The organism is Streptomyces xanthii (genome assembly GCF_014621695.1).
Lineage (GTDB): Bacteria > Actinomycetota > Actinomycetes > Streptomycetales > Streptomycetaceae > Streptomyces > Streptomyces xanthii.
In genome coordinates, this window is sequence record NZ_CP061281.1 from 1158123 (window position 1) to 1178227 (window position 20105).

The following is a 20105-nucleotide window of genomic DNA, read 5'->3' on the forward strand; positions in this document are numbered from 1 at the left end:
TTTTCCCGGGGACCTAAGGGAAAGCTTGTGCGCGCCGCGCGCTAGCCTCGGCCACCGACAACGGCGCGGACGCGGGACAAGGGGTGTCATGAACAGGCCTGAAGAACCGGCCAGGACGTACGACGTGGTGCTGTTCGGGGCCACGGGCTTCGTCGGGGTGCTCACCGCCGAGTACCTCGCCGCGCACGCCCCGGAGGGCCTGCGCTGGGCGATCGCCGGCCGCGACACCGCGAAGCTGGAGCGGCTGCGCGAGCGCCTCACCGGGATCGACCCGGCGTGCGCGGTGCTCCCGCTGGAGCGCGCGGACTCCGCCGACCCGGCGTCCCTGCGCGAACTCGCCTCCCGCACGCGCGTGGTCGCCTCGACCGTCGGCCCGTACCTGGAGTACGGCGAGGGACTCGTCGCCGCGTGCGCGGACGCGGGTACCGACTACGTGGACCTCACGGGCGAGCCGGAGTTCGTCGACCTCATGTACGTGCGGCACGACGCCCGCGCGCGCGAGACGGGCGCCCGCCTGGTGCACAGCTGCGGCTTCGACTCGGTCCCGCACGACCTGGGCGCGTACTTCACGGTCCGGCAGCTGCCCGAGGGCGTGCCGCTGCGCGTCGACGGGTTCGTGCGCTCCAACGCCCAGTTCTCGGGCGGCACGTTCGCCTCCGCGCTGAACCAGTTCGCGCGGGCCCGGCAGATGCTCGCCGCGCACCAGGACCGGCGCCGGCACCAGCCCCGCCTGGTGGGCCGTACCGCGTACGCGCCGACGGGCGCCCCGCGGTACGCGCCCGAGGTCGGCGCCTGGGCGGTGCCGCTGCCGACGATCGACCCGCAGGTGGTGCAGCGTTCGGCGCGCGCCCTGGAGCGGTACGGACCCGACTTCCGCTACCGGCACTACGCCGCCGTGAAGTCGCTGCCCGTCGCGGTCGGCGGGGTCGCCGCGGTGAGCGCGGTGTTCGCGGCGGCCCAGGTGCCGCCCGCGCGGCGCTGGCTGGGCGGGCGGCTGCGACCCGGGGACGGGCCGGGCGAGGCGCGCCGCGCGAAGAGCTGGTTCTCGGTGCGGTTCGTCGGCGAGGGCGGCGGGCAGCGCGTGTTCACCGAGGTGTCGGGCGGCGACCCGGGCTACGGCGAGACGGCGAAGATGCTGGCCGAGTCGGCGATGTGCCTGGCTCTGGACGAACTGCCCGCGACGGCGGGGCAGGTGACGACTGTTCAGGCCATGGGCGACGCCCTCCTGGAGCGGCTCCAGGAGGCCGGGCTCACGTTCCGGGTCGCCACCCGGCGGTGACGTCGAGCAGGGCGTCCCGGCACAGCCGGTCCGCCCTGCGGGTCGTCTCCGGGATCCGGAACTGCGGGGTCAGCGCGAGGACATGGGCGCAGGCGTTGTCCAGCGTCACGCGGTGCCCGACGGACACGTAGACCGGTTTGACGCCGGCCCGGGTCCGCAGGGCGCGGCCGACCTCGTCGGCGCCGTCGAGGAGCGCGGCCGCGGCGCCCCGCTCCGGGCCGACCTCGCCGTGCGCGAACACGAACGGCTTCTTGGCGACGCCCACCGTGGGCAGCCCGGTGAGCACGCCGAGGTGGCTGGCGAGCCCGAAGCGGCGCGGGTGGGCGAGCCCGTAGCCGTCGCACACCACGAGGCCGGGGGCGGCGTCCAGCGCCTCCAGGGCGCCGAGGACGGCCGGGATCTCGCGGAACGCCAACAGGCCCGGCACGTAGGGGAAGGCGACGCGTCCGACGGCCGTCGCCTCCTCGACGACGTCGAGCGTCGCCGCGTCCAGCACGACGGCGGCGGCCGCCACGACGCCGCGCTCGTCGTCGTAGGCGACGTCGATCCCGGTGACCGTGCCGGTGCCGGGCGCGGGCCCGGTCTCGTCGCGCACGACGCGTCCGCGCAGCGCGTCCTGCACGGCCAGCGCCGCCGCCTCGTCCTCCGGCCAGCCCTCAGGGATCCCCGTGATCGTCCGCATGTCCTCACCTTAGACAGCCGGACGACCGGCCCCGCGCGGCGGCAGTAGGGTGGCGATCATGTTCGTTCTCGAATTGACGTACACCCAACCGGCCGACCGCGTCGACGCGTTGCTGCCCGCCCACGTCGAGTGGCTGGACGCGCAGTACGCGGCCGGCACCTTCCTCGCGTCGGGCCGCAAGAACCCGCGCGACGGCGGCGTCATCCTGGCCACCGGATCGGACCGCGAGGCGATCGAGTCGCTCACCCGGACCGACCCGTTCGTGACCGGCGGCGTGTGCGCGTACCGGGTGACGGAGTTCTACGCGACGAAGACGTCTCCCGAACTGGCGGACCACCGCGACGAGTTGCCCGCCGACGCGTAGCCGCACCCGGTACCGCGCTCACATACGGCTACCGGCGGCTACCGGCCCGAGCGGGCCACCCGGCCCTTCTCGCCCGATGCCCAGCACGCGCCGTCGCGGGTGCAGTCCACCGTGTCGTACGAGCCCGTGTCGACGGTGCGCCAGGTGCGGCCGCCGTCGGTCGTGAGGTCGGTGCCGGTCGGGCCGACCGCGAGGGCCGCGGCGCGGCTGTGCGGAAGCCAGGCGACTCCGGAGCGGTAGGCGGGCGGCGGCCGGTCCGACGGGTTCCAGGTGCGGCCCGCGTCCCCGGTGACCGCGGCGGCCCGCGGGGAGGCCTGGTCGGCGCGGTAGTCGCCGCCGACGGCGATGCCGTGGGCGCGGTCGCGGAAGGCGAGCCCGAAGACACCGCGGGCCGGGTCGCCCGCCGGGACCGGCGTCTCGTGGGCGGTCCAGGTCAGGCCGCGGTCGCCGGAGTGCAGGACGCGGGCGGTCGCGCCGCCGCCGGTCGCGAGCCACACGTCGGAGCGGCCGGCCGACACGAGGCACTGCCCGGACGCGGCGAAGCCCGCCTCCCCCGGCTGCGCGGCCGGCATCCCGGCGCTGGGCAGCACCTTCCAGGAACGGCCGCCGTCCCCGGTCGCCAGGATGCGGTACTTGCCGTCGACGGGGTCGCTCATGGCCAGCCCGTTGCGGTGGTCGAAGAAGGTGACGCAGTCGTAGAAGGCCTTCGGGTCCGGGTTGCGGAAGGACTCCGTCCAGGTCGCGCCGCCGTCGTCGGTGCGGAAGATCCGGGAGTCCTCGCCCTCCCCGATGGCCAGGGCCACGGCTCGGCGCGCGTCGAAGGCCTCGATGTCGCGCAGTTCGAGGCCGCTCGCGCCGGGCGGCGAGACGTTCCGCCAGTGGGATCCGCCGTCAGTGGTGCGCAGCACGGTGCCGCGCGAGCCGGCGACCCAGGCGGTGGAGCGGTTCACGGCGGCGAGGCCGCGGAAGCGGGCGTCGGTGCCGGTGTCCGTGAGCCGCCAGGCGCCGGGCTCGCCCGGCGCGCCGCTCGACGCGGGGGCCGGGGCCGCGCCGAGCGCGACGGCGCCGAGGACGGCCGCCGCGAGCACCGCGGCCCCCTTCGTTCCCCTCGTTCCCCCGCTCCGTGCGCGCGCCCTCTCCCCGGTGCGCAGGAACCTCAGTACTCTCGTTGCCCTCGATCTCCCCATGGCGCGCGAAGCTAGTGCAGCACCTCGGTGGCGTCCAGAGGGCCTCCAGGGCCTCAGGAGAATCAGCCGGTACGCGGGCGACATGAAACCGGTGACCGAGGTCACTCGTTTTTCGTCCGAGTTCCTGTGCACGGATCGGTCCGTTCCGCCGTCTATTCCAGTGAGGCCGTCCGAGCGTGGCCGGCCTCCGTCCAGCCTTCACAAGGGAGCAGGCGTTGTCCTTCGTCATCGAGCAAGCCGTTGAGGCCCGTCTCGTCGCCGCCGCGCCGCGCATGGCGAGCATCCCCGCGACCCTGCACTACGACCTCCACGACCCGTTCGCCGTGCGCATGTCGTTCCCGGCGTCGGCGACGCTGGAGGGTGTCGAGGTCTGCTGGACGTTCTCGCGCGAGCTGCTCGCGGCGGGAGTCGTGGACGCGGTGGGCGCCGGTGACGTGCGGGTGCGCCCCTACGGCTACGACCGCACGGAGCTGGAGTTCCACGCGGTGGAGGGCACGGCGATCGTCCACATCCGCACCGGTGAGCTGCGGCGCTTCCTCGGGGACACGGACGCGCTGGTGCCGGTCGGCGAGGAGTCGGCCTTCCTGGACGTCGACGGCGACCTGGCGGAGCTGCTCCGCGACGCCTGAGTCTCCGCCCCGCGGACCCCCGGCCGCCCCGCGTAATTCCGTTGACGGGCCCGAAGGCGGGTCCTACGTTGTACAGCGGTTCTGTTGCCGTCGATCGGAGAAGGACGTTGCTCGTCTGAGGTCCTGAGACACCGCGCATGTCACGCAGTGCACGCGTACCCCGCACTTCCGGGCGTACGGCTGCCGTGCGGCATGTCGTCGTGCGAGACCTCGGCGATCCGAGCCGTCCGTCCTGTCCACCACAACAGGCCCTTTTTGTGGGCCTTTCGCCCGCGGTGTCTCGAACGCTTCGCATGTCCACCGTTCGTTCCGAGCACCCGCGAGGCCCGTATGTCCATGTCCCCCCATTCGCACGGCTCCGCCCCCGCGTCGATCGCCTGCACCGCCCTTTCCTACGCCTGGCCGGACGGCACCCCCGTCCTGGACGGACTCCAGGTCGCCTTCGGCCCCGGACGCACCGGCCTGATCGGTGTCAACGGGTCCGGGAAATCGACCCTGTTGAAGCTGATCGCCGGCGAGCTCACGCCCTCGGAGGGCACCGTGCGGGTCGCCGGCGAGGTCGGCTACCTGCCGCAGAACGTCACGCTCGACACCGGGCGGCGCGTCGACGAGGTGCTCGGCATCGCCGCCACCCGCGCCGCGCTGCACGCGATCGAGGCCGGCGACCCGAGCGAGGAGCACTTCACGGCGGTCGGCGACGACTGGGACGTCGAGGAGCACGCGGCGGCGACCCTCTCCCAGCTCGGGCTCGACCGCATCGACCTTGACCGCACCGTCGGCGAGGTCTCCGGCGGCGAATCGGTGCTGCTGCGGCTCGCCGCGCTGCTCCTGCGCCGCCCGGACGTCCTGCTGCTCGACGAGCCGACGAACAACCTGGACCTGTACGCCCGCCGCCGGCTCTACGCGGCCGTCGACGGCTGGTCCGGCGTCCTCGTCGTGGTCAGTCACGACCGTGAACTCCTCGACCGCGTCGACCAGATCGCCGATCTGCGCGGCGGCGAGGTCACCTGGTACGGCGGGAACTTCTCCGCCTACGAGGAGGCCCTCGCCGCCGAACAGGAGGCGGCCGAACGCATGGTGCGCGTCGCCGAGTCCGACCTGAAGAAGCAGAAGCGCGAACTGGCCGACGCCCACGTGAAACTGGCCCGCCGCAAGCGGTACGGCCAGAAGATGTGGGACACCAAGCGCGAGCCCAAGGTCGTCATGGGCGAACGCAAGCGGCAGGCCCAGGTCGCCGCCGGCAAGCACCGCATCATGCACGAGGAGAAACTCGCCGAGGCCAAGGAACGCCTCGACGAAGCCGTGGAAGCGGTCCGCGACGACGACGAGATTCGCGTCGACCTGCCGTTCACGGCGGTGCCGCCGGGCCGGCAGGTGCTCACGCTGCGTGAGCTGAGGCTCGCGTACGGGGCGCGCGTGGACGGCGAGTTCGAGCTGCGCGGCCCGGAACGGATCGCGCTGGTGGGACGCAACGGCGCGGGCAAGACCACGCTGCTGCGAACGATCGCCGGCGAGCTGGCCGCGCTCGAAGGAGAGGCGACGGCGCATGTGCCGCTGCGTTTCCTGCCCCAGCGGCTCGACGTGCTGGACGAGGAGGCGAGCGTCGCGGAGAACGTGGCCCGGTTCGCGCCGGACGCCACGGTGAACCGGATCCGGGCGCGGCTCGCCCGCTTCCTGTTCAAGGGGGCGAAGGCGGACCAGCTCGCGGGCACCCTGTCGGGCGGCGAGCGCTTCCGGGCGACGCTGGCCGCGTTGATGCTGGCCGAGCCCGCCCCGCAGCTCCTCATGCTGGACGAGCCGACCAACAACCTGGACATGGCCAGCGTCCGACAGCTGACCTCGGCCCTGGAGTCGTACGAGGGGAGCCTGATCGTGGCCAGTCACGATCTGCCGTTCCTGGAGTCGATCGGCATCACGCGCTGGCTGCTGCTCGACGGCCGCCTGAGGGACACGACCCGCGAGGGGGTGCGCGCCGCCTGACATGAAGAGCGGCCGACAGGGGAGGTGTGACTTGCCTCTCAGTCCGGCCGCTCGGGCTCCTGGGGTGGGGACGGCTCTTTACCGAGCGCTTAACCTACGGGAACGTAACCTACGACACCGTAGGTAGATCCGCTCGTTCCGCCCGCTGTATCTCCGTCCCCAGGAGCCCTTCGTGACTGTCATCTCCCCCCGCCTCGGTTCGTCGACCAGCTGGACCGACGCCCGGCTGCTGTACGCCCTGGAGGAAGTGGTCGAGAAGGAGCTCAACCGGCACCTGAAGGTCGCCAAGGACTGGATGCCGCACGAGTACGTGCCCTGGTCGGACGCGCGGAACTTCCCGGGCCTGTTCGAGGACGGCGAGGCCTGGGACAAGGAGCAGTCCAAGGTCACCGAGATCGGCCGCACGGCCCTCGTGGTGAACCTCCTCACCGAGGACAACCTCCCCAGTTACCACCACGAGATCGCCTCGCTCTTCGGCCGTGACGGCGCCTGGGGCACGTGGGTGCACCGCTGGACGGCGGAGGAGGGCCGGCACGGCATCGTGATGCGCGACTACCTGCTCGCCTCGCGCGCCGTGGACCCGGACAAGCTCGAGGCGTTCCGCATGTCGCACATGAGCGAGGGCTTCGAGTCGGACAACCGCCACTCGATGCTGCACTCGGTCGCGTACGTGGCCTTCCAGGAGCTCGCCACCCGCATCTCGCACCGCAACACGGGCCACCAGTCCGGCGACCCGGTCTGCGACCGGATGCTGTCCCGGATCGCGACCGACGAGAACCTGCACATGGTCTTCTACCGGAACCTGCTGAAGGCCGCCTTCGAGCTCGCCCCCGACCTGACCATGCAGGCCGTGCGGGACGTGGTCGTCGACTTCCGCATGCCCGGCCACGGCATCCCCGGCTTCGAGCGCGCCGCCGCGCAGATGGCCATCGGCGAGGTCTACAACCTGCGCATCCACCACGACGACGTGCTGCAGCCCGTGCTCCGCTTCCTGAAGATCATGGAGATCGACGGCCTGGGCCCGGAGGGTCTCAAGGCGCAGGAGGAGCTGGGTCTGTTCATGAACGGCCTGGACTCCGAGGCCGCCAAGTTCGACGAGAAGCTGGCCGCCCGCAAGGCCCGGATGGCGGCGCGCGCCGCCGCCAAGTGAGCCGACCGGCGCACGGGCTCCAGGAGCCCTAGGAGGAGCGCCTGATCTCGTGGCGCTCCTTCTCGGACAGTCCGCCCCAGACGCCGAAGCGTTCGTCGTGCTTCAGGGCGTACTCGAGGCAGGCCGGCCTGATCTCGCACATCCGGCAGATCATCTTGGCCTCGCGGACCGAGCTTCCGGGTTCGGGAAAGAAGAAGTCCCCGCCGGTCTGGGCGCACAGGGCCTGGTCCCGCCAGGTGGGGCCGGCAGGCGTGAGGGTCGTGTTCGCGTGCATGCCGGTCATGCTGCCGCGCGGCGCGAAACGTTCGATCAACGAATGATCAACGCCCGCGCCGCGCGCTCGTCACTGCTGGTCGGGGTCGCCCTTGATGACCGCGAAGCCCGCACCGTAGGGGTCGGCGAGCTTGGCGATGCGGCCCACGCCGGGGAGGCTGACGGGCGCCAGGCGTACCGTACCGCCCAGCTCCTGGGTCCGGTCGGCGACCGCGTCGACGTCCGGCACATGGACGTACGGCGTCCAGTGCGCCCCGTCGGGCGCCTCCACCGGGTCCGCCTGGAGCGGCACCATCCCGCCGAACATGCCGTTCTCGTCGGTGCCCGCCGGGTTGACCGTCGTGTACGTGCCGCCGGGGAACTGCACGTCGAAGGCGCCCCACCCGAGGACCGTGCCGTAGAAGGCCTTCGCCGCGGCCACGTCGGGCGTGTAGAGCTCCACCCAGTTCAGGCCGCCGTCCTCGGTGACATGCTCCAGGCCCTTGTTGGTCCCGGGCTGCCAGATGCCGAAGGAGGCGCCGGCCGGGTCGGCGAGGATCGCCATGCGGCCCAGGTCCATGACGTCCATCGGCTGGAAGAGCACCGCGCCGCCCGCCTTCTCGGCCGCCGCGGCGGTGGCGTCGGCGTCGGCGCTCTGGAAGTAGACGCTCCAGGCGGGCTGCCCCTGCTCCGGGGTGACGGTCATCGCGCCGGCCGTCGTGCGTCCGCCGAGCTGGAAGAGTCCGTATCCGCCGGTCTCGGGCGGGCCCGGCTGGAAGCTCCAGCCGAACAGGCCCCCGTAGAAGGAGACGGCACCGTCCAGGTCGGGGGTGCCGAGGTCCATCCAGTTCGGCGCGCCGTCCGTGTAGTCCGTCGTGATCATGGTCAAGCCCTCCTCGTCGAGGGATGCGCGGGATGTACGGCCGAGTCTTCCACCGACCGCCCGGGATCGCCGTCGCACCACGCTGACCAGCACAGGTACGGACCAAAGCAGATCCTGCGCCACGCATTCACTTCTTGAACAGAAACAAAAGATGGGAGCGCTCCCTGCCGCAAGTCTTGACGGCCACGGTCCCGCTCGCCACAGTGGGCCTCCCCCACACCCCCCACGTGTCAGGAGTGCCGACCGTGATACCCCGGATGTCCCGCAGGATGTTTCTCGCCGGTGCCGGTGCGACCGCCGCGACGGCCGCCGTGTCCCTCGCCGTCCCCTCGTGGACGGCGGGAGCGGCCGCCGCGCCCGCGACCTGTGAACTGGCCCTGGAGAACAAGTCGTTGAGCGGCACGGTGCGCGCGTACGTCACCGGCCACGAGCAGTCCACCGGCAACTGGGTGCTGCTGCGCGCCGACGGCGGTGTCTACCGGCCCGAGTCGCCGGGCGCCCCGCAGACCCCACTGCCCGTGGACTGCGCGATCCCGCTGGGCGCAGCGGGTTCCGCGCCCAAGGTGGTGACGCTGCCTCAGATGTACGGCGCCCGCGTCTACTTCGTCCGTGACGACACCCTCGACTTCTTCATCAACCCGGGCCCCGGTCTCGTCGAGCCCGCGTTCGCGACGCCCACGGACCCGAACTACGGGAAGACCTGGTCGTTCTGCGAGTTCACCTTCAACTCCGACCAGCTGTACGCGAACATCAGCTACGTCGACCTGGTCACCGCCCTGCCCATCGGGCTGACCCTGGAGGGCGACGCCACGCACACGGTCGCCCCGCTGCCGGACGGCGCCGTCGAGAGGATCGCGGCCGACCTCACCGCGCAGGCCGGGACGGACGGTCAGCCCTGGGACCGGCTCGTCATCCGTGGCGGCGACGGGAAGGTGCTGCGCGTGATCTCCCCGCAGAACCTGATGGCGCCCTACTTCGACCGGCCCGACGAGATGCCCTTCCGCGACGTGTGGAACGGGTACATCGACCGGGTCTGGGAGAAGTACCGCGGCACCGACCTGAAGATCGACCTCCAGGGCGGGCGGGGCGTGTTCACCGGCCGGGTCACCGGTGACACGCTCACCTTCGACGGCGCGCACACCTTCGCCAAGCCCACGTCGAAGGACGTCTTCACCTGCAACCACGGGCCGTTCGCCAACAACCCGGCCGACCCCGACGACAAGAAGGGCCTGCTGGCCCGGCTCGCCGCCGGGTTCAACCGCAGCATCATGCTCACCCACCCCGAGCAGCCGAACGGCACGACGTCCGGCGACTACTACAAGGACGCGACCACGAACCACTGGGCGCGGGTCGTGCACGCCAACTCGCCCATCGGGTACGCCTTCCCGTACGACGACGTCCGGCCCGACGGGCAGCCGGACGTGTCCGGCGCGGCCCACGACGGCAACCCGCGCCGGTTCACGGTGAGCGTCGGCTCATAGGGCGTGTCCGCAAAGATCGGTCAGGCGCGGGCGTCCTCGCGGATCAGTTCCACCGCGCGCTCCGCGAGGGCGACCGTCGGGGCGTGGGTGTGGCCGCGCGTGATGCGCGGCATGACGGAGGCGTCGACGACCCGCAGTGCCTCCACCCCGCGCACCCGCAGCCGCGGATCGGTCACCGCGTCCGGGTCGGCGCCCATCCGGCAGGTGCCGACCGGGTGGTAGAGCGTCTCGGCGCCGGCCCGGATCGCGGCGGCGAGCGCCGCGTCGTCCACGACGCCCGGGTAGCCGCCCATGGGGGCCGAGCGCAGCGGGCGCAGGGCGGGGTCGTCGAACAGTTCCTCGGCGCGCCGGACCCCGGCGATCAGGGTGCGCAGGTCCTCCTCGTCGGTGAGGTAGCCGGGGTCGATGCGGGGCGCGGCCCCGGAGCCCGCGCCGGTCGGGGTGATGCGGCCGGAGCTGCGCGGCTGGAGCAGGACGACGCCGACGGTGAGGCCGTGCTCGGTCGGCGGGGTGAGCCCGTGCCCGATGAACGGCACCGGTGCGTAGATCAACTCGATGTCGGGCGCGGCGAGTTCGGGCCGGGTCGCGACGAACGCGACGGCCTCGCCGACGTTCGAGGTGAGCGGGCCGCGGCCGCGCAGCAGGAAGCGGGCGATGTTCGCGGGGGTGTCGGCGCCGGTCAGTGAGACGGGGTGCGGGGTGCGGACGGTCACCGCGTAGGAGAGGTGGTCCTGGAGGTGGCGGCCGACGTCCGGGGACGCGACCCGGGTCTCGATGCCGGCGGCGGCGAGGTCCTCGGGGTCGCCGATGCCGGCCTGCTGGAGCAGGTGCGGGGATCCGATGGCGCCGGCCGCGAGGATCACCTCGCGGCCGGCGCGCAGGACACCGGGGACGCCCTCGGCGGCGACCCCGGCGGCTCGGGTGCCGTCGAAGTCGATGCGGGTGACCCGGGCGTCGGTGAGGATGTCGAGGTTGGGGCGGCGCGCGGCGGGCTTCAGGTAGCCGTCGGCCGCGCTCCAGCGGCGGCCCTTGTACTGGTTGAGCGGGGTGAGGGCGAACCCGGAGTGGTCGGGCTCGTTCAACTCCCCCAGTTCCTTGAGCCCTTGGGCGCGGCAGGCGTCGAGGAAGGCCGCGGTGGTCGGGTTCGGGTCGCGCGGCGGGGAGATGTGCAGGGGGCCGAGCCGTCCGTGCGCGGAGTCCTCGCCCGGGGCGCCGTGCCAGCGTTCGGCGCGCCGGAAGTAGGGGACGAGCCGGTCGTGCCCCCACTCCTCCCCCGCGGCCTCGCCCCAGGCGTCGTAGTCGTCGCGGTGTCCGCGCACCCACATCATGGCGTTGATGGACGACGAGCCGCCGAGTGTGTGGCCGCGCGGCCAGAACAGCTCCCGTTCGTCGAGGCCGGGCTGTTCGCAGGTCGCGTAGTCCCAGTCGTACGCCGTCTTGAAGAGTTTGGGGAACGCGGCCGGGATCCTGATCTCGCTCTTGCGGTCGCGCGGCCCGGACTCGACGAGGGCCACGCGGACGCCCGGGTCCTCCGAGAGCCGCCCGGCGAGCACGCAGCCCGCGGATCCGGCCCCGACGATGACGTAGTCGTACGTACGGTCCTTGCTCAACTCGGCTCCCTCGACGGCTGGTCGGCGCGTTCTGGTCCACCGCTGGTCTACACCCGGGCGGGGGCGGGCGTACATATGCGGTTGTCCCGGCGCCGGGCCGGAGCGCATGATCGCGCCATGCAGGAGATCACGCCCCGGACGCCGGACCACGCCCTGCGTCCCTACGCGCGGATACCGTCCCGCGTGCGCACGCGGCTGGTGCGGGCCTCGACGGTGGACGCGGCCGGGCACGCGCACTGGCTGCTCGCGGGCCGGGACGCACGGGCGCCGTACGAGGCGCGGGTCGTCTCGGTCGCCCCGGACGGCACGTCGCGTGAGACGGCTCTGCGCGGCGTGGGGGCGCGTTTCCCGAAGTTCGACGCGCTGCCCGACGGCGGGTTCGTGGTGGCGAGCGCCCGGGCCGGCCGCACCGACACGGACCAGGTGCAGGTCTTCGACGCGCTCGGGGAGGTCGTCCGCGCCTTTCACGTGGGGGACGCGATCGAGCACCTGCTCGCGGACGAGGCCGGGCATCTGTGGGTCGGGCACTTCGACGAAGGCGTCTACGCAGACGACGAGCTGAGCCATGCCGGGCTGCGACGGTGGAGCAGCGGCGGAGACCCGCTGTGGTCCTACCTCCCGCCCGACGGCACGACGCACATCGCGGACCTGTACGCGCTGAACGTCGTCGGGACGACGGCCTGGTCCTGCGCCTACACGGACTTCGCGCTGGTGCACAACCGTCCGGGGCGTCCCTCGGTCGTCCGGAAGAACCCGGTCCGTGCCGCCAGGGCCCTGGCCGTGCACGGCGACCGCGTCGTCTTCCTCGGCGGCTACGGGGACGACCACGACCGGCTCGTCGACTGCGATCTCGTCGGGCTGGAGGTCCGGCCCGTCACGACCGGCCGGCTGACCCGGCCCGGCGGCGCCCCGCTGAAGGGGCGCCGCCGGGTGGTGGCCCGGGGGCCGCGGATCTACGTGCAGGAGGCGCCGTGCGCCGAGTGGTGGGTGTTCGGCCTCTCGGCGCTGTAGGAATCAGGCGGTCGCGGCGCGGATCCCCTTGCGGGCCAGCAGCCAGTAGGCGAGGCCCGCGACGATCATGCCGACCGGGAGCGCGAGGTCGACACCGTCGAAGACGGAGGCGAGCGGTCCCGTGTAGAGGGTGTTGACGCAGAGCCCGGAGGTGACGGCGCCGAGGAGCAGCGCGGTGGCGCCGGACCAGTTGACGCCGCCGCGGAACCAGTAGGGGCCGCCGCGGGACTCGTCGCCGAGGGCCGCGCCGTCGTAGCGGTTGCGGCGCAGGACGATGTCGGTCGCGTAGACGGCCACGCTGGGGCCGAGGAGGACGACGGTCAGCTGGAGGACGTTGCTGACCGTGTCGAGGAAGTTCGAGATCAGCAGGCCGTACAGGGTGAGGGCGACGGCCGCGGTGCCGTCGAACAGGACGCTGACGGTGCGGCGGATGCGCAGGCCGACGGCCTGGAGGGCGAGGCCCGCGCTGTACGCGGTCAGGGCGTTGATCGAGATGGTGCCGAGCACGAGGGCCAGCAGGAAGAGCGGGGTGAACCAGCCGGGAAGGATCTTCGCCAGGCCGCTCTGCGGGTCGCTCATGTCGACGACGGTCGCGCCGAAGACACCGAGGGAGCAGACGATCATGCTGGGCAGGAAGCCGCCGAGCGCGGTCCACCCGAGGACGGCCTTCTTCGACGTCGTGCGCGGCAGGTAGCGGGAGAAGTCGGCGCTGGTGGTGTACGAGAGCGGGCCGGAGGCGATGAGGGTGACGCCCGCGAGGGCGACGGCCCACAGGTCGACGCCGTGCAGCGGCTCGGCGGGCACGTACGCGTAGTCGGCGTGCCGGAACACGGCGACGGCGACCACGGCGAACGCGGCGCCGAGCACGAGGGTGATCGGGACGTAGAGCCGCATGATCACGGCGTGACCGTAGACGCTGATGGTCAGCGTGAGCGCCGCGATGACCACCACGACGATCGTCTTGACGGTGGTGGTCGCCGGGATGCCGGCCTTCTCGACGAGGGCGAAGGCGGCGACCGCGGCGGCGGACAGGTTCAGGGCGAAGTAGCAGACCGAGACGAGCCAGCCGGTGACCGCGTTGTTCACGCGGTTGCCGATCACGCCGAACAGCGCGCGGGTGATCACCTCGCTGGGGGCGCCCGCGGCGGGGCCCGGCACGGCGAGCAGACCGGTCAGGACCCAGAAGAGGTTGCCGACGAAGAGGACGGCGAGGGCCTGCCAGAGCGTGAGCCCCATGAGGATCAGTGCGCCGCCCATGACGAGGCTGAGGTAGTTCACGTTCGTGGCCGCCCAGACGGCGAACAGGTCGCGGGGGCGGCCGCGCCTTTCGGAGTCCGGGATCTGGTCGATACCGTGGGCCTCGATGCGTCCCGCGGGACGGTCCTGGGGCGGGGTGGTTGGTCGGCCCGTTTCCGGGGACTTCTTGGGGAGCGTCGACGCCATGGAGGGCCTCCGGTGTCCTGGTGCATGGCGGCCGCACGACCGCTTGCCTATTGGTCGCACACTCAATAGTGTGCCCGGCATGCCGTCAAGCGTTGAGCGCAAACGAATCCGAAAATCTCCGACCGAGCGACGTGCGGAAATCGTTGCGAAGGCCGCTGAGATTGCGCTTTCCGAAGGTCTGGAGAGCATCACGCTGCGCCGCATCGGCGAGGAGCTGGACGTGCGCCCCGGTCTGGTGAGCCACTACTTCCCCTCGGCGGAGGAGCTGGTCGCGGAGGCGTTCGGGGACGCGGCGAGCGGCGAGCTGGACGCGCTGATCCCTCCGGCCGCCCCGGACACGGACCCCACGGCGCGGCTCGCCGCGTTCTTCGCCCACACCAGCGGGCCCGCGTGGAACGACATCAGCGCGCTGTGGGTCAACGCCCGGCACCTCAGCCGCTACCGGCCCGCGCTGAGCTCCCGCGTCGCCGAGCAGGAGGCGGCCTGGCGCGACCGGCTGTCCGGGCTGCTCGCCGACGGGGTGGCGCACGGCGCGTTCCGCACCCCCGACCCGGTGGTGACCGCCCAGATGATCCTCGTCGTCCTGGACGGGCTCGGCGCGGACGCGGGGGCCGAGCACGACGTGCTGCCCCCGGCCGTGCGCCGCATGGCGATCACCCTGGCCGAGCACGAACTGGGCCTCGACAAGGGCGCGCTGGCCCCGTACTGACCCGAATTCCACCCCGCACGGCGCCGCAGGGGCGGCGCACCCGACCACGGATCCGGAGCACCGCACCATGCACCCGCAGCTCGTCCTCCTCTCCGCCCGGCTGCTCGACCCGGCCCGCGGCCACCTTCCGTACAGCGCGCTCGCCGTGCGCACCGACGGCACGATCAGCGCGCTCGGCGACGACCACGCGATCCGCTCGCTCGCCGGTCCCGGCACGACCGTGATCGACCTCAAGGGCGCGGTCGTCACCCCGGGCCTGGTCGACGGCCACTTCCACCCGGCTTCGGGCGCCGAACTGACCCGGGGCCTGGACCTGTCCCGCCGCACGGACCTCGACGCGGTGCGGGCGGCGCTCGACGAGGAGCGGCGGCGGCTCGCGCCCGGCGCCTGGCTGCACGCCTGGGGCCTGGACCCGAACGTGTTCGGCGACCGCCCGGTCACGGCCGACATCCTCGCCCCCGTGCTGGACGGCGTGCCCGCGCTCCTCCAGCTCTTCGACGGGCACTCCCTGCTGGCGAGCGCCGAGGCCCTCGCACGCGCCGGGGTCGACGGCCCCCGCACCTTCGACCAGGCCGCCGAGGTGGTCTGCGACGCGGACGGCCGGCCCACTGGGCTGCTCCTCGAGGACGCGGCGTGCGAACTGGTGCTGCGGGTCACGCCGCAGCCCAGCCGCGAGGAGAAGCGCGCGAGGCTCGCCGAGGTGCTCCGCGGCATGGCCGCATCCGGTCTGACCGGCGGACACTCGATGGAATCCGAGCCGGAGGGCACCGCGCTCCTGGCCGAGCTCGACGCGGCCGGTGAACTGCCGCTGCGGCTGCGGCTCGCGCCGATCTGCCAGCCCGGCGCCGACGCCGGCACGATCCGCTCGATGATCGACGCCCAGGGCACGGGGGGCGGCCTGTGGCGCATCGCGGGCGTGAAGCTGTTCATGGACGGCACCGTGGACAACGGCACCGCGTGGCTGGAGCACCCCGACTGCCACGGCGAGTCCACGCACGCGTTCTGGCCCGACCCGGCGGACTACACGCACGTCGTCACCGAACTGCACCGGGCGGGCGTGCCGACGGCGACCCACGCGATCGGCGACGCGGCCGTGCGTCATGTGCTCGACTCGGTCGCGAAGGCGCGCGCCGAGGCGCCGGGCGGCGTACGGCACCGGGTGGAGCACATCGAGACGGTGCCGGACGACACAGTGAGCCGCTTCGCCGAGCTGGACGTCGTCGCCTCCATGCAGCCCACGCACTGCTGCGACTTCACGCGCGCCGACCACACCGACAACTGGTCGCGCCGGCTCGGCGAGGAGCGGGCCGGGCGGGCCTGGCGCTGCCGGGACCTGTGGGACGCCGGGGCGCGCATGGTGCTCGGCTCGGACTGGCCGATCGCCCCGTACCCGCCGCTCGGGGTCCTGGCCGGCGCCCGCCACCGCCGCCCCACCCACGACCTGACCCAGCCCCCGCACGGCCCCGGCCAGGCGCTGACGGGGGCCGAGGCGCTGCGCGCGATGACGCTGAACGCGGCGTACGCGGCCGGGGAGGACCGGGTCACGGGCCGGATCGCGCCCGGCTTCCGCGGCGACCTGTCGGTGTTCGCGGCGGATCCGACGGCGGTCGACGCGCTGGAACTCCCGGACCTCCAGGTGCGGTTGACGGTGGTCGGGGGCCGCGTGACGTTCCGGGCCGCCGATCTGTGACGCCGGGGCGGGGGCCCGCCGTCAGTGGTGCGGCGGGTCGTAGCCCGGGATCGAGCCGTCGGCCTTCCTGACCAGGAACAGTCCGGCCATGCCCATGTCGGAGTGGCTCTGGACGTGGCAGTGGTACATCCAGGCGCCCGCGCCGACGCCCTCCCCGGCGATGAACTGGAAGCCGAAGGAGTCGGCCGGGCCGCAGATCTTGTTGTCGAGGACCTGCGTCGGGTCGTCGGGGCCGGTCAGCGTGCCGGTGCGGTTGTCCGCCCAGCGATGACCGTGCAGGTGGAACGTGTGGTAGTACTCGCCGTGCGTGATCATCACGATCTCGACCCGGTCGCCCACCGTCGCCTCGAAGGTGGGGGCTTCGTGGGCGGCCTTGTTGTTGATCGTCATGTCGTTGAAGACGATCGCGAAGGTCTTGCCGGGGTCGGGCAGGACGTCGCCCTTGCGGCGCACGATCACCGGCCCGTACAGGCCCTTGCGGATGCCGCCCGTGCCATGGTCCGTGCCCACGACGTGGTCGTGGTAGTGCCAGTAACCGGCCGTGCCCGCGCGCCAGGTGCCGTCCTTGCGGCGGCCCGGGGCGTGGGTGCGCCAGGTGTAGGTGCGGGTGCCGCCGGGCTCGACATGGCTGCGGTTCATGCGCGTGCCGTCGCTGGAGATCTCGTAGTCCATGCCGTGGACGTGCAGGCTCGCGTCGGTGTCCGTGAGGTTCTCGAACTCGATGTGCAGGGTGTCGCCCTCGTTGAGCTCGATCAGCGGGCCCGGGATCGACGCCTTGCCCTTCTCGAAGCCGTAGCCGAGCTGCCCGTCCGCGAGCTTCTCGGCGTACATCTTGATCCGCCGCACCTCGCCGCCCGCGGGCGCGGTGCGCGGCGGGGTGTCGGCGCCGGCCGCCGGTGACGCCGCGGCCGCGAGGGACAACGATGTCACCCCGGCCGTGGCGGCCGCCGCGCCGCCGATCAGCATCCGGCGGCTGAGCGCGCGTCTGTCCTCCTCGGTGGCCCGGGGCTCCTGATGAGCCGTGCTGCGGTTCGGTTCGTCGCGTTCCGTCACGGACAACTCCCCACCCTCGTACGGGCTTTCACGTCGCGTGGGGCACCGTAGCCACCTGATCTTCGTTTATCCACACCCAGGACAAAGTTCGCGCCAGTGCGGTCATAGCTATTGGCGCGCCGCGAAAAGAGGTCTAGCTTTCACGGCGCTGTTGCTGTGTCCGATGGGGAGTGGGTGAGCACATGCGGCGGTTACCGCATCACAAGCCGTTGCCCGTACGAGAGTTCAGCGCCGGAAGAAGCAGACGCGGCCGGGTCTGGGCCGTCGGGATCGCCGGGACGGCACTGGCCGCGGGACTGCTCAGCGGTCCCGCGGCCAGCGCCTACCCGGATCCCGGGAACGGGCGTATGACAACGATGTCCATTCAGTCGCCGCCCGGCGGCGCCAACGTGCGGGTGCTGGTCTTCCACGGCTCCGCGGCCGGCGGCGACGAGTCGCCGATCGTCGACGCGGGCATCGCGGCGATCGAGAGGATCGGCCTGTCCGGGCCCACCGCCCAGCGGTTCAAGGTGGTGGCGAGCGACGACGCCTCGGTGTTCACGGACGCCGCCCGGCTGAGCCGCTTCAACGCGGTGGTCTTCCTGACCGGCGGCGGGGACGTCCTCGACCCCGACCAGGAGGCGGGCCTGGAGAGCTACATGGAGGCGGGCGGCGGCTTCGTCGGCATCCACGACGCGGCGCGCGCCGAGCCGTACTCCGACTGGTTCGGCGGGCTGATCGGGGCACGCCCCGCGGCCTCCGCGCCGCCGGCCGTGCAGCGCGCGACCGTCGAGGTCGGCGACCGGCAGCATCCGGCGACGAAGGACCTGCCGGTGCAGTGGAAGCGCCCCGACCAGTGGCTGAACTGGGCGAAGAACCCGTCCGGCGACGTGCACACCGTGGCCCGGGTCCGCGAGTCCACGTACAAGCCGGGCACGGGCGCGAACGGCGCCGACCATCCGGTGTCCTGGTGCCGTGACTACGACGGCGGACGCTCCTTCTACACCGGGATGGGCGGCACCGTCGCCTCGTACGACGAGGTGGACTTCCGCGACCACCTGCGCGGCGCGCTGCTGTGGACGTCGCGGATCGTGCGGGCCGACTGCAAGGCCGCGATCAACGGCAACTACAAGGCCGAGCGTCTGACCGCGCCGAACCAGCCGGGACAGAGCGACCAGATCGGCGAGCCGCACGGGCTCGTCACGGCCCCCGACGGGCGCGTCCTGTACATCGGGCGCGGTGGCGGGGACTCCTCGCAGCCGGTGGTCACGGACTGGAACGACCCGGACATCGGCACGGGCAAGGGGCAGGTCCACGTCTACGACCCGAAGACCGAGAAGGTCACGCTCGCGGGCGAGTTGACCGTCTTCGGCAACAAGGGCGGCGGCGACGAGCTCATCAAGGTCGAGGAGGGCCTGCTCGGCATCGAGCTCGATCCGCGGTTCGAGGAGAACGGGTGGGTGTACCTGCACTACACCCCGCACTCGGGGCTCGACCGCGACAAGCAGATGGCGGAGCGGCGCGTCTCGCGCTTCACCCTCGACCCGGCCACGGACAAGCTTGACCTGAGCAGCGAGAAGGTGCTGCTCAAGTGGCCGGTGCAGGTGCACAGTTGCTGCCACGCGGGCGGCGGGATGACCTGGGACTCGAAGGGCAATCTCTACATCGCGACGGGTGACAACAACTCCTCCGGCTTCAGCGGCGGTTACTCGGGCAACAACCCGGAGCCGAACTACAAGGGCGTCTCGTTCGCCGACGCGCGCCGCACCGCCGGCAACACCAACAACCTCAACGGCAAGATCCTGCGCATCCACCCGGAGCCCGACGGCACGTACACGCTGCCCGAGGGGAACCTCTTCACCGGGAAGGAGACCGCGGAGGGCGGCGGCAAGACGCGGGGCGAGATCTATGTGATGGGCGTCAGGAATCCCGCGCGGATCTCGGTCGACAAGAAGACCGACACCCTGTACGCGGGCTGGGTCGGCCCGGACGCCGGTGAGCCGTCGACGACCTGGGGTCCGGCCAAGTACGACACGTTCGCCGTGATCACCAAGGCCTCCAACCGCGGCTGGCCGTACTGCATGGGCAACAAGCAGCCCTACCGCGACCGCAATCTGCCCGACCCGTCGAAGCCGCTGGGCTGGTACGACTGCGACCACCCGAAGAACGAGTCGCCGAACAACGACGGGCTCGTCAACCTGCCGCCGGTCACCGGGAACAACATCTGGTACTCCCCGCAGGGCGGCGCCCCCGACTATCCGCGCGACGCCGACGGCGTGCCCTCCTACAAGAAGGAGGAGGCGACCTATCTGCTGCCGTGGCTCAAGGGCGGCGGACAGGCCGCGATGGACGGGCCCGTGTACCGCTACGACGCCTCGGTGCCGAACGCGGACAAGTGGCCGAGCTACTGGGACGGCAAGTGGTTCATCGGTGACTTCTACGACTCCGACCAGCCGCGGCACGCGGTCCTGACCGATCCGGGGACGCACGGGGACGGCTCCGTGCCGGTGCACGCCGAGTCGCTGAAGAAGATCGTGCCGATCGGCAACGACGGCATCAAGAACCTCATGGACTGGAAGTTCGGCCCCGACGGCGCGCTGTACGTCCTCGACTACGGGCGTGGCTTCTTCACCTCCGACGGCAAGTCGGCGCTGTGGAAGGTCACGTACACGGGCGGCGCGGCGACCCCGGCGGCCGATCAGCTGGCCAGGAAGGGAGAGTGA

The 20105-nt window shown here is 72.3% G+C and carries 17 protein-coding genes; 10 read left to right on the top strand and 7 right to left on the bottom strand.

The genetic code is table 11. From position 1 onward, the window contains the following. Positions 1-88 precede the first annotated feature (88 nt). Entirely contained in the window at positions 89-1279 is a 1191-nt protein-coding gene (locus IAG42_RS05515) for a saccharopine dehydrogenase family protein (protein ID WP_188335887.1), read from the top strand. On the opposite strand, the gene IAG42_RS05520 is transcribed toward IAG42_RS05515, so the two are convergent. Then, positions 1251-1961 (bottom strand): endonuclease V, encoded by a 711-nt coding sequence (locus IAG42_RS05520; RefSeq protein ID WP_188335888.1) that lies wholly within the window; start codon positions 1959-1961, stop codon positions 1251-1253. The two genes, IAG42_RS05515 and IAG42_RS05520, sit on opposite strands and share 29 nt — an antisense overlap. 58 nt (positions 1962-2019) lie before the next feature. On the opposite strand from IAG42_RS05520, the gene IAG42_RS05525 reads away from it, so the two are divergent. Beyond that, the gene (locus IAG42_RS05525; RefSeq protein ID WP_188335889.1) at positions 2020-2325 is read left to right on the top strand and encodes a YciI family protein; all 306 of its coding nucleotides are present in this window, start codon (positions 2020-2022) and stop codon (positions 2323-2325) included. A gap of 38 nt (positions 2326-2363) precedes the next feature. Here the strand turns inward: IAG42_RS05525 and IAG42_RS05530 are convergent, their stop codons facing one another. Further along, entirely contained in the window at positions 2364-3413 is a 1050-nt protein-coding gene (locus IAG42_RS05530) for a WD40/YVTN/BNR-like repeat-containing protein (RefSeq protein ID WP_188335890.1), read from the bottom strand. Between the two features lie 314 nt (positions 3414-3727). Here IAG42_RS05530 and IAG42_RS05535 point away from each other — a divergent pair, with 314 nt between their 5' ends. From IAG42_RS05535 to IAG42_RS05545, 3 genes are all read left to right on the top strand, one after another. Next, a complete protein-coding gene (locus IAG42_RS05535) occupies positions 3728-4141 on the top strand; it encodes a spore wall synthesis regulator SsgD (RefSeq protein ID WP_188335891.1) in 414 nt (137 codons plus the stop codon). A 336-nt stretch (positions 4142-4477) separates the two neighbouring features. Further along, positions 4478-6121 carry an ABC-F family ATP-binding cassette domain-containing protein gene (locus tag IAG42_RS05540; RefSeq protein ID WP_188335892.1) on the top strand — a complete coding sequence of 548 codons (1644 nt, stop codon included), beginning with the start codon at positions 4478-4480 and terminating at the stop codon, positions 6119-6121. A 172-nt stretch (positions 6122-6293) separates the two neighbouring features. Then, positions 6294-7271 (top strand): acyl-ACP desaturase, encoded by a 978-nt coding sequence (locus IAG42_RS05545; RefSeq protein WP_188335893.1) that lies wholly within the window; start codon positions 6294-6296, stop codon positions 7269-7271. 28 nt (positions 7272-7299) lie between these two features. Here the strand turns inward: IAG42_RS05545 and IAG42_RS05550 are convergent, their stop codons facing one another. Together IAG42_RS05550 and IAG42_RS05555 are read right to left on the bottom strand one after the other, a co-directional pair. Further along, a complete protein-coding gene (locus tag IAG42_RS05550; protein ID WP_188335894.1) occupies positions 7300-7545 on the bottom strand; it encodes a WhiB family transcriptional regulator in 246 nt (81 codons plus the stop codon). A gap of 69 nt (positions 7546-7614) precedes the next feature. Then, complete coding sequence (locus IAG42_RS05555; protein WP_188335895.1) at positions 7615-8406, bottom strand: VOC family protein; 792 nt, start codon at positions 8404-8406, stop codon at positions 7615-7617. A 269-nt stretch (positions 8407-8675) separates the two neighbouring features. Here IAG42_RS05555 and IAG42_RS05560 point away from each other — a divergent pair, with 269 nt between their 5' ends. Then, entirely contained in the window at positions 8676-9887 is a 1212-nt protein-coding gene (locus IAG42_RS05560; RefSeq protein WP_188341205.1) for a glycoside hydrolase family 64 protein, read from the top strand. A 20-nt stretch (positions 9888-9907) separates the two neighbouring features. Here IAG42_RS05560 and IAG42_RS05565 read toward each other — a convergent pair whose 3' ends face one another. Continuing rightward, entirely contained in the window at positions 9908-11497 is a 1590-nt protein-coding gene (locus IAG42_RS05565; RefSeq protein WP_223205871.1) for a GMC family oxidoreductase, read from the bottom strand. A 117-nt stretch (positions 11498-11614) separates the two neighbouring features. Here IAG42_RS05565 and IAG42_RS05570 point away from each other — a divergent pair, with 117 nt between their 5' ends. Beyond that, entirely contained in the window at positions 11615-12508 is an 894-nt protein-coding gene (locus IAG42_RS05570; RefSeq protein ID WP_188335897.1) for a YncE family protein, read from the top strand. 3 nt (positions 12509-12511) lie between these two features. On the opposite strand, the gene IAG42_RS05575 is transcribed toward IAG42_RS05570, so the two are convergent. Next, positions 12512-13951 carry a purine-cytosine permease family protein gene (locus IAG42_RS05575; RefSeq protein ID WP_188335898.1) on the bottom strand — a complete coding sequence of 480 codons (1440 nt, stop codon included), beginning with the start codon at positions 13949-13951 and terminating at the stop codon, positions 12512-12514. A gap of 79 nt (positions 13952-14030) precedes the next feature. Between IAG42_RS05575 and IAG42_RS05580 the strand changes: the two genes are divergently transcribed. Together IAG42_RS05580 and IAG42_RS05585 are read left to right on the top strand one after the other, a co-directional pair. Further along, positions 14031-14660, top strand: coding sequence for a TetR/AcrR family transcriptional regulator (locus tag IAG42_RS05580; RefSeq protein ID WP_188335899.1), 630 nt, complete (start codon positions 14031-14033; stop codon positions 14658-14660). A gap of 67 nt (positions 14661-14727) precedes the next feature. Further along, positions 14728-16350: an amidohydrolase gene (locus IAG42_RS05585; protein ID WP_188335900.1), complete on the top strand. Its 1623-nt coding sequence runs from the start codon at positions 14728-14730 to the stop codon at positions 16348-16350. A 21-nt stretch (positions 16351-16371) separates the two neighbouring features. On the opposite strand, the gene IAG42_RS05590 is transcribed toward IAG42_RS05585, so the two are convergent. Beyond that, positions 16372-17316, bottom strand: a complete 945-nt coding sequence (locus IAG42_RS05590; protein ID WP_188341206.1) for a multicopper oxidase domain-containing protein — start codon at positions 17314-17316, stop codon at positions 16372-16374. Between the two features lie 269 nt (positions 17317-17585). Here IAG42_RS05590 and IAG42_RS05595 point away from each other — a divergent pair, with 269 nt between their 5' ends. Then, positions 17586-20105, top strand: coding sequence for a ThuA domain-containing protein (locus IAG42_RS05595; RefSeq protein ID WP_394811191.1), 2520 nt, complete (start codon positions 17586-17588; stop codon positions 20103-20105).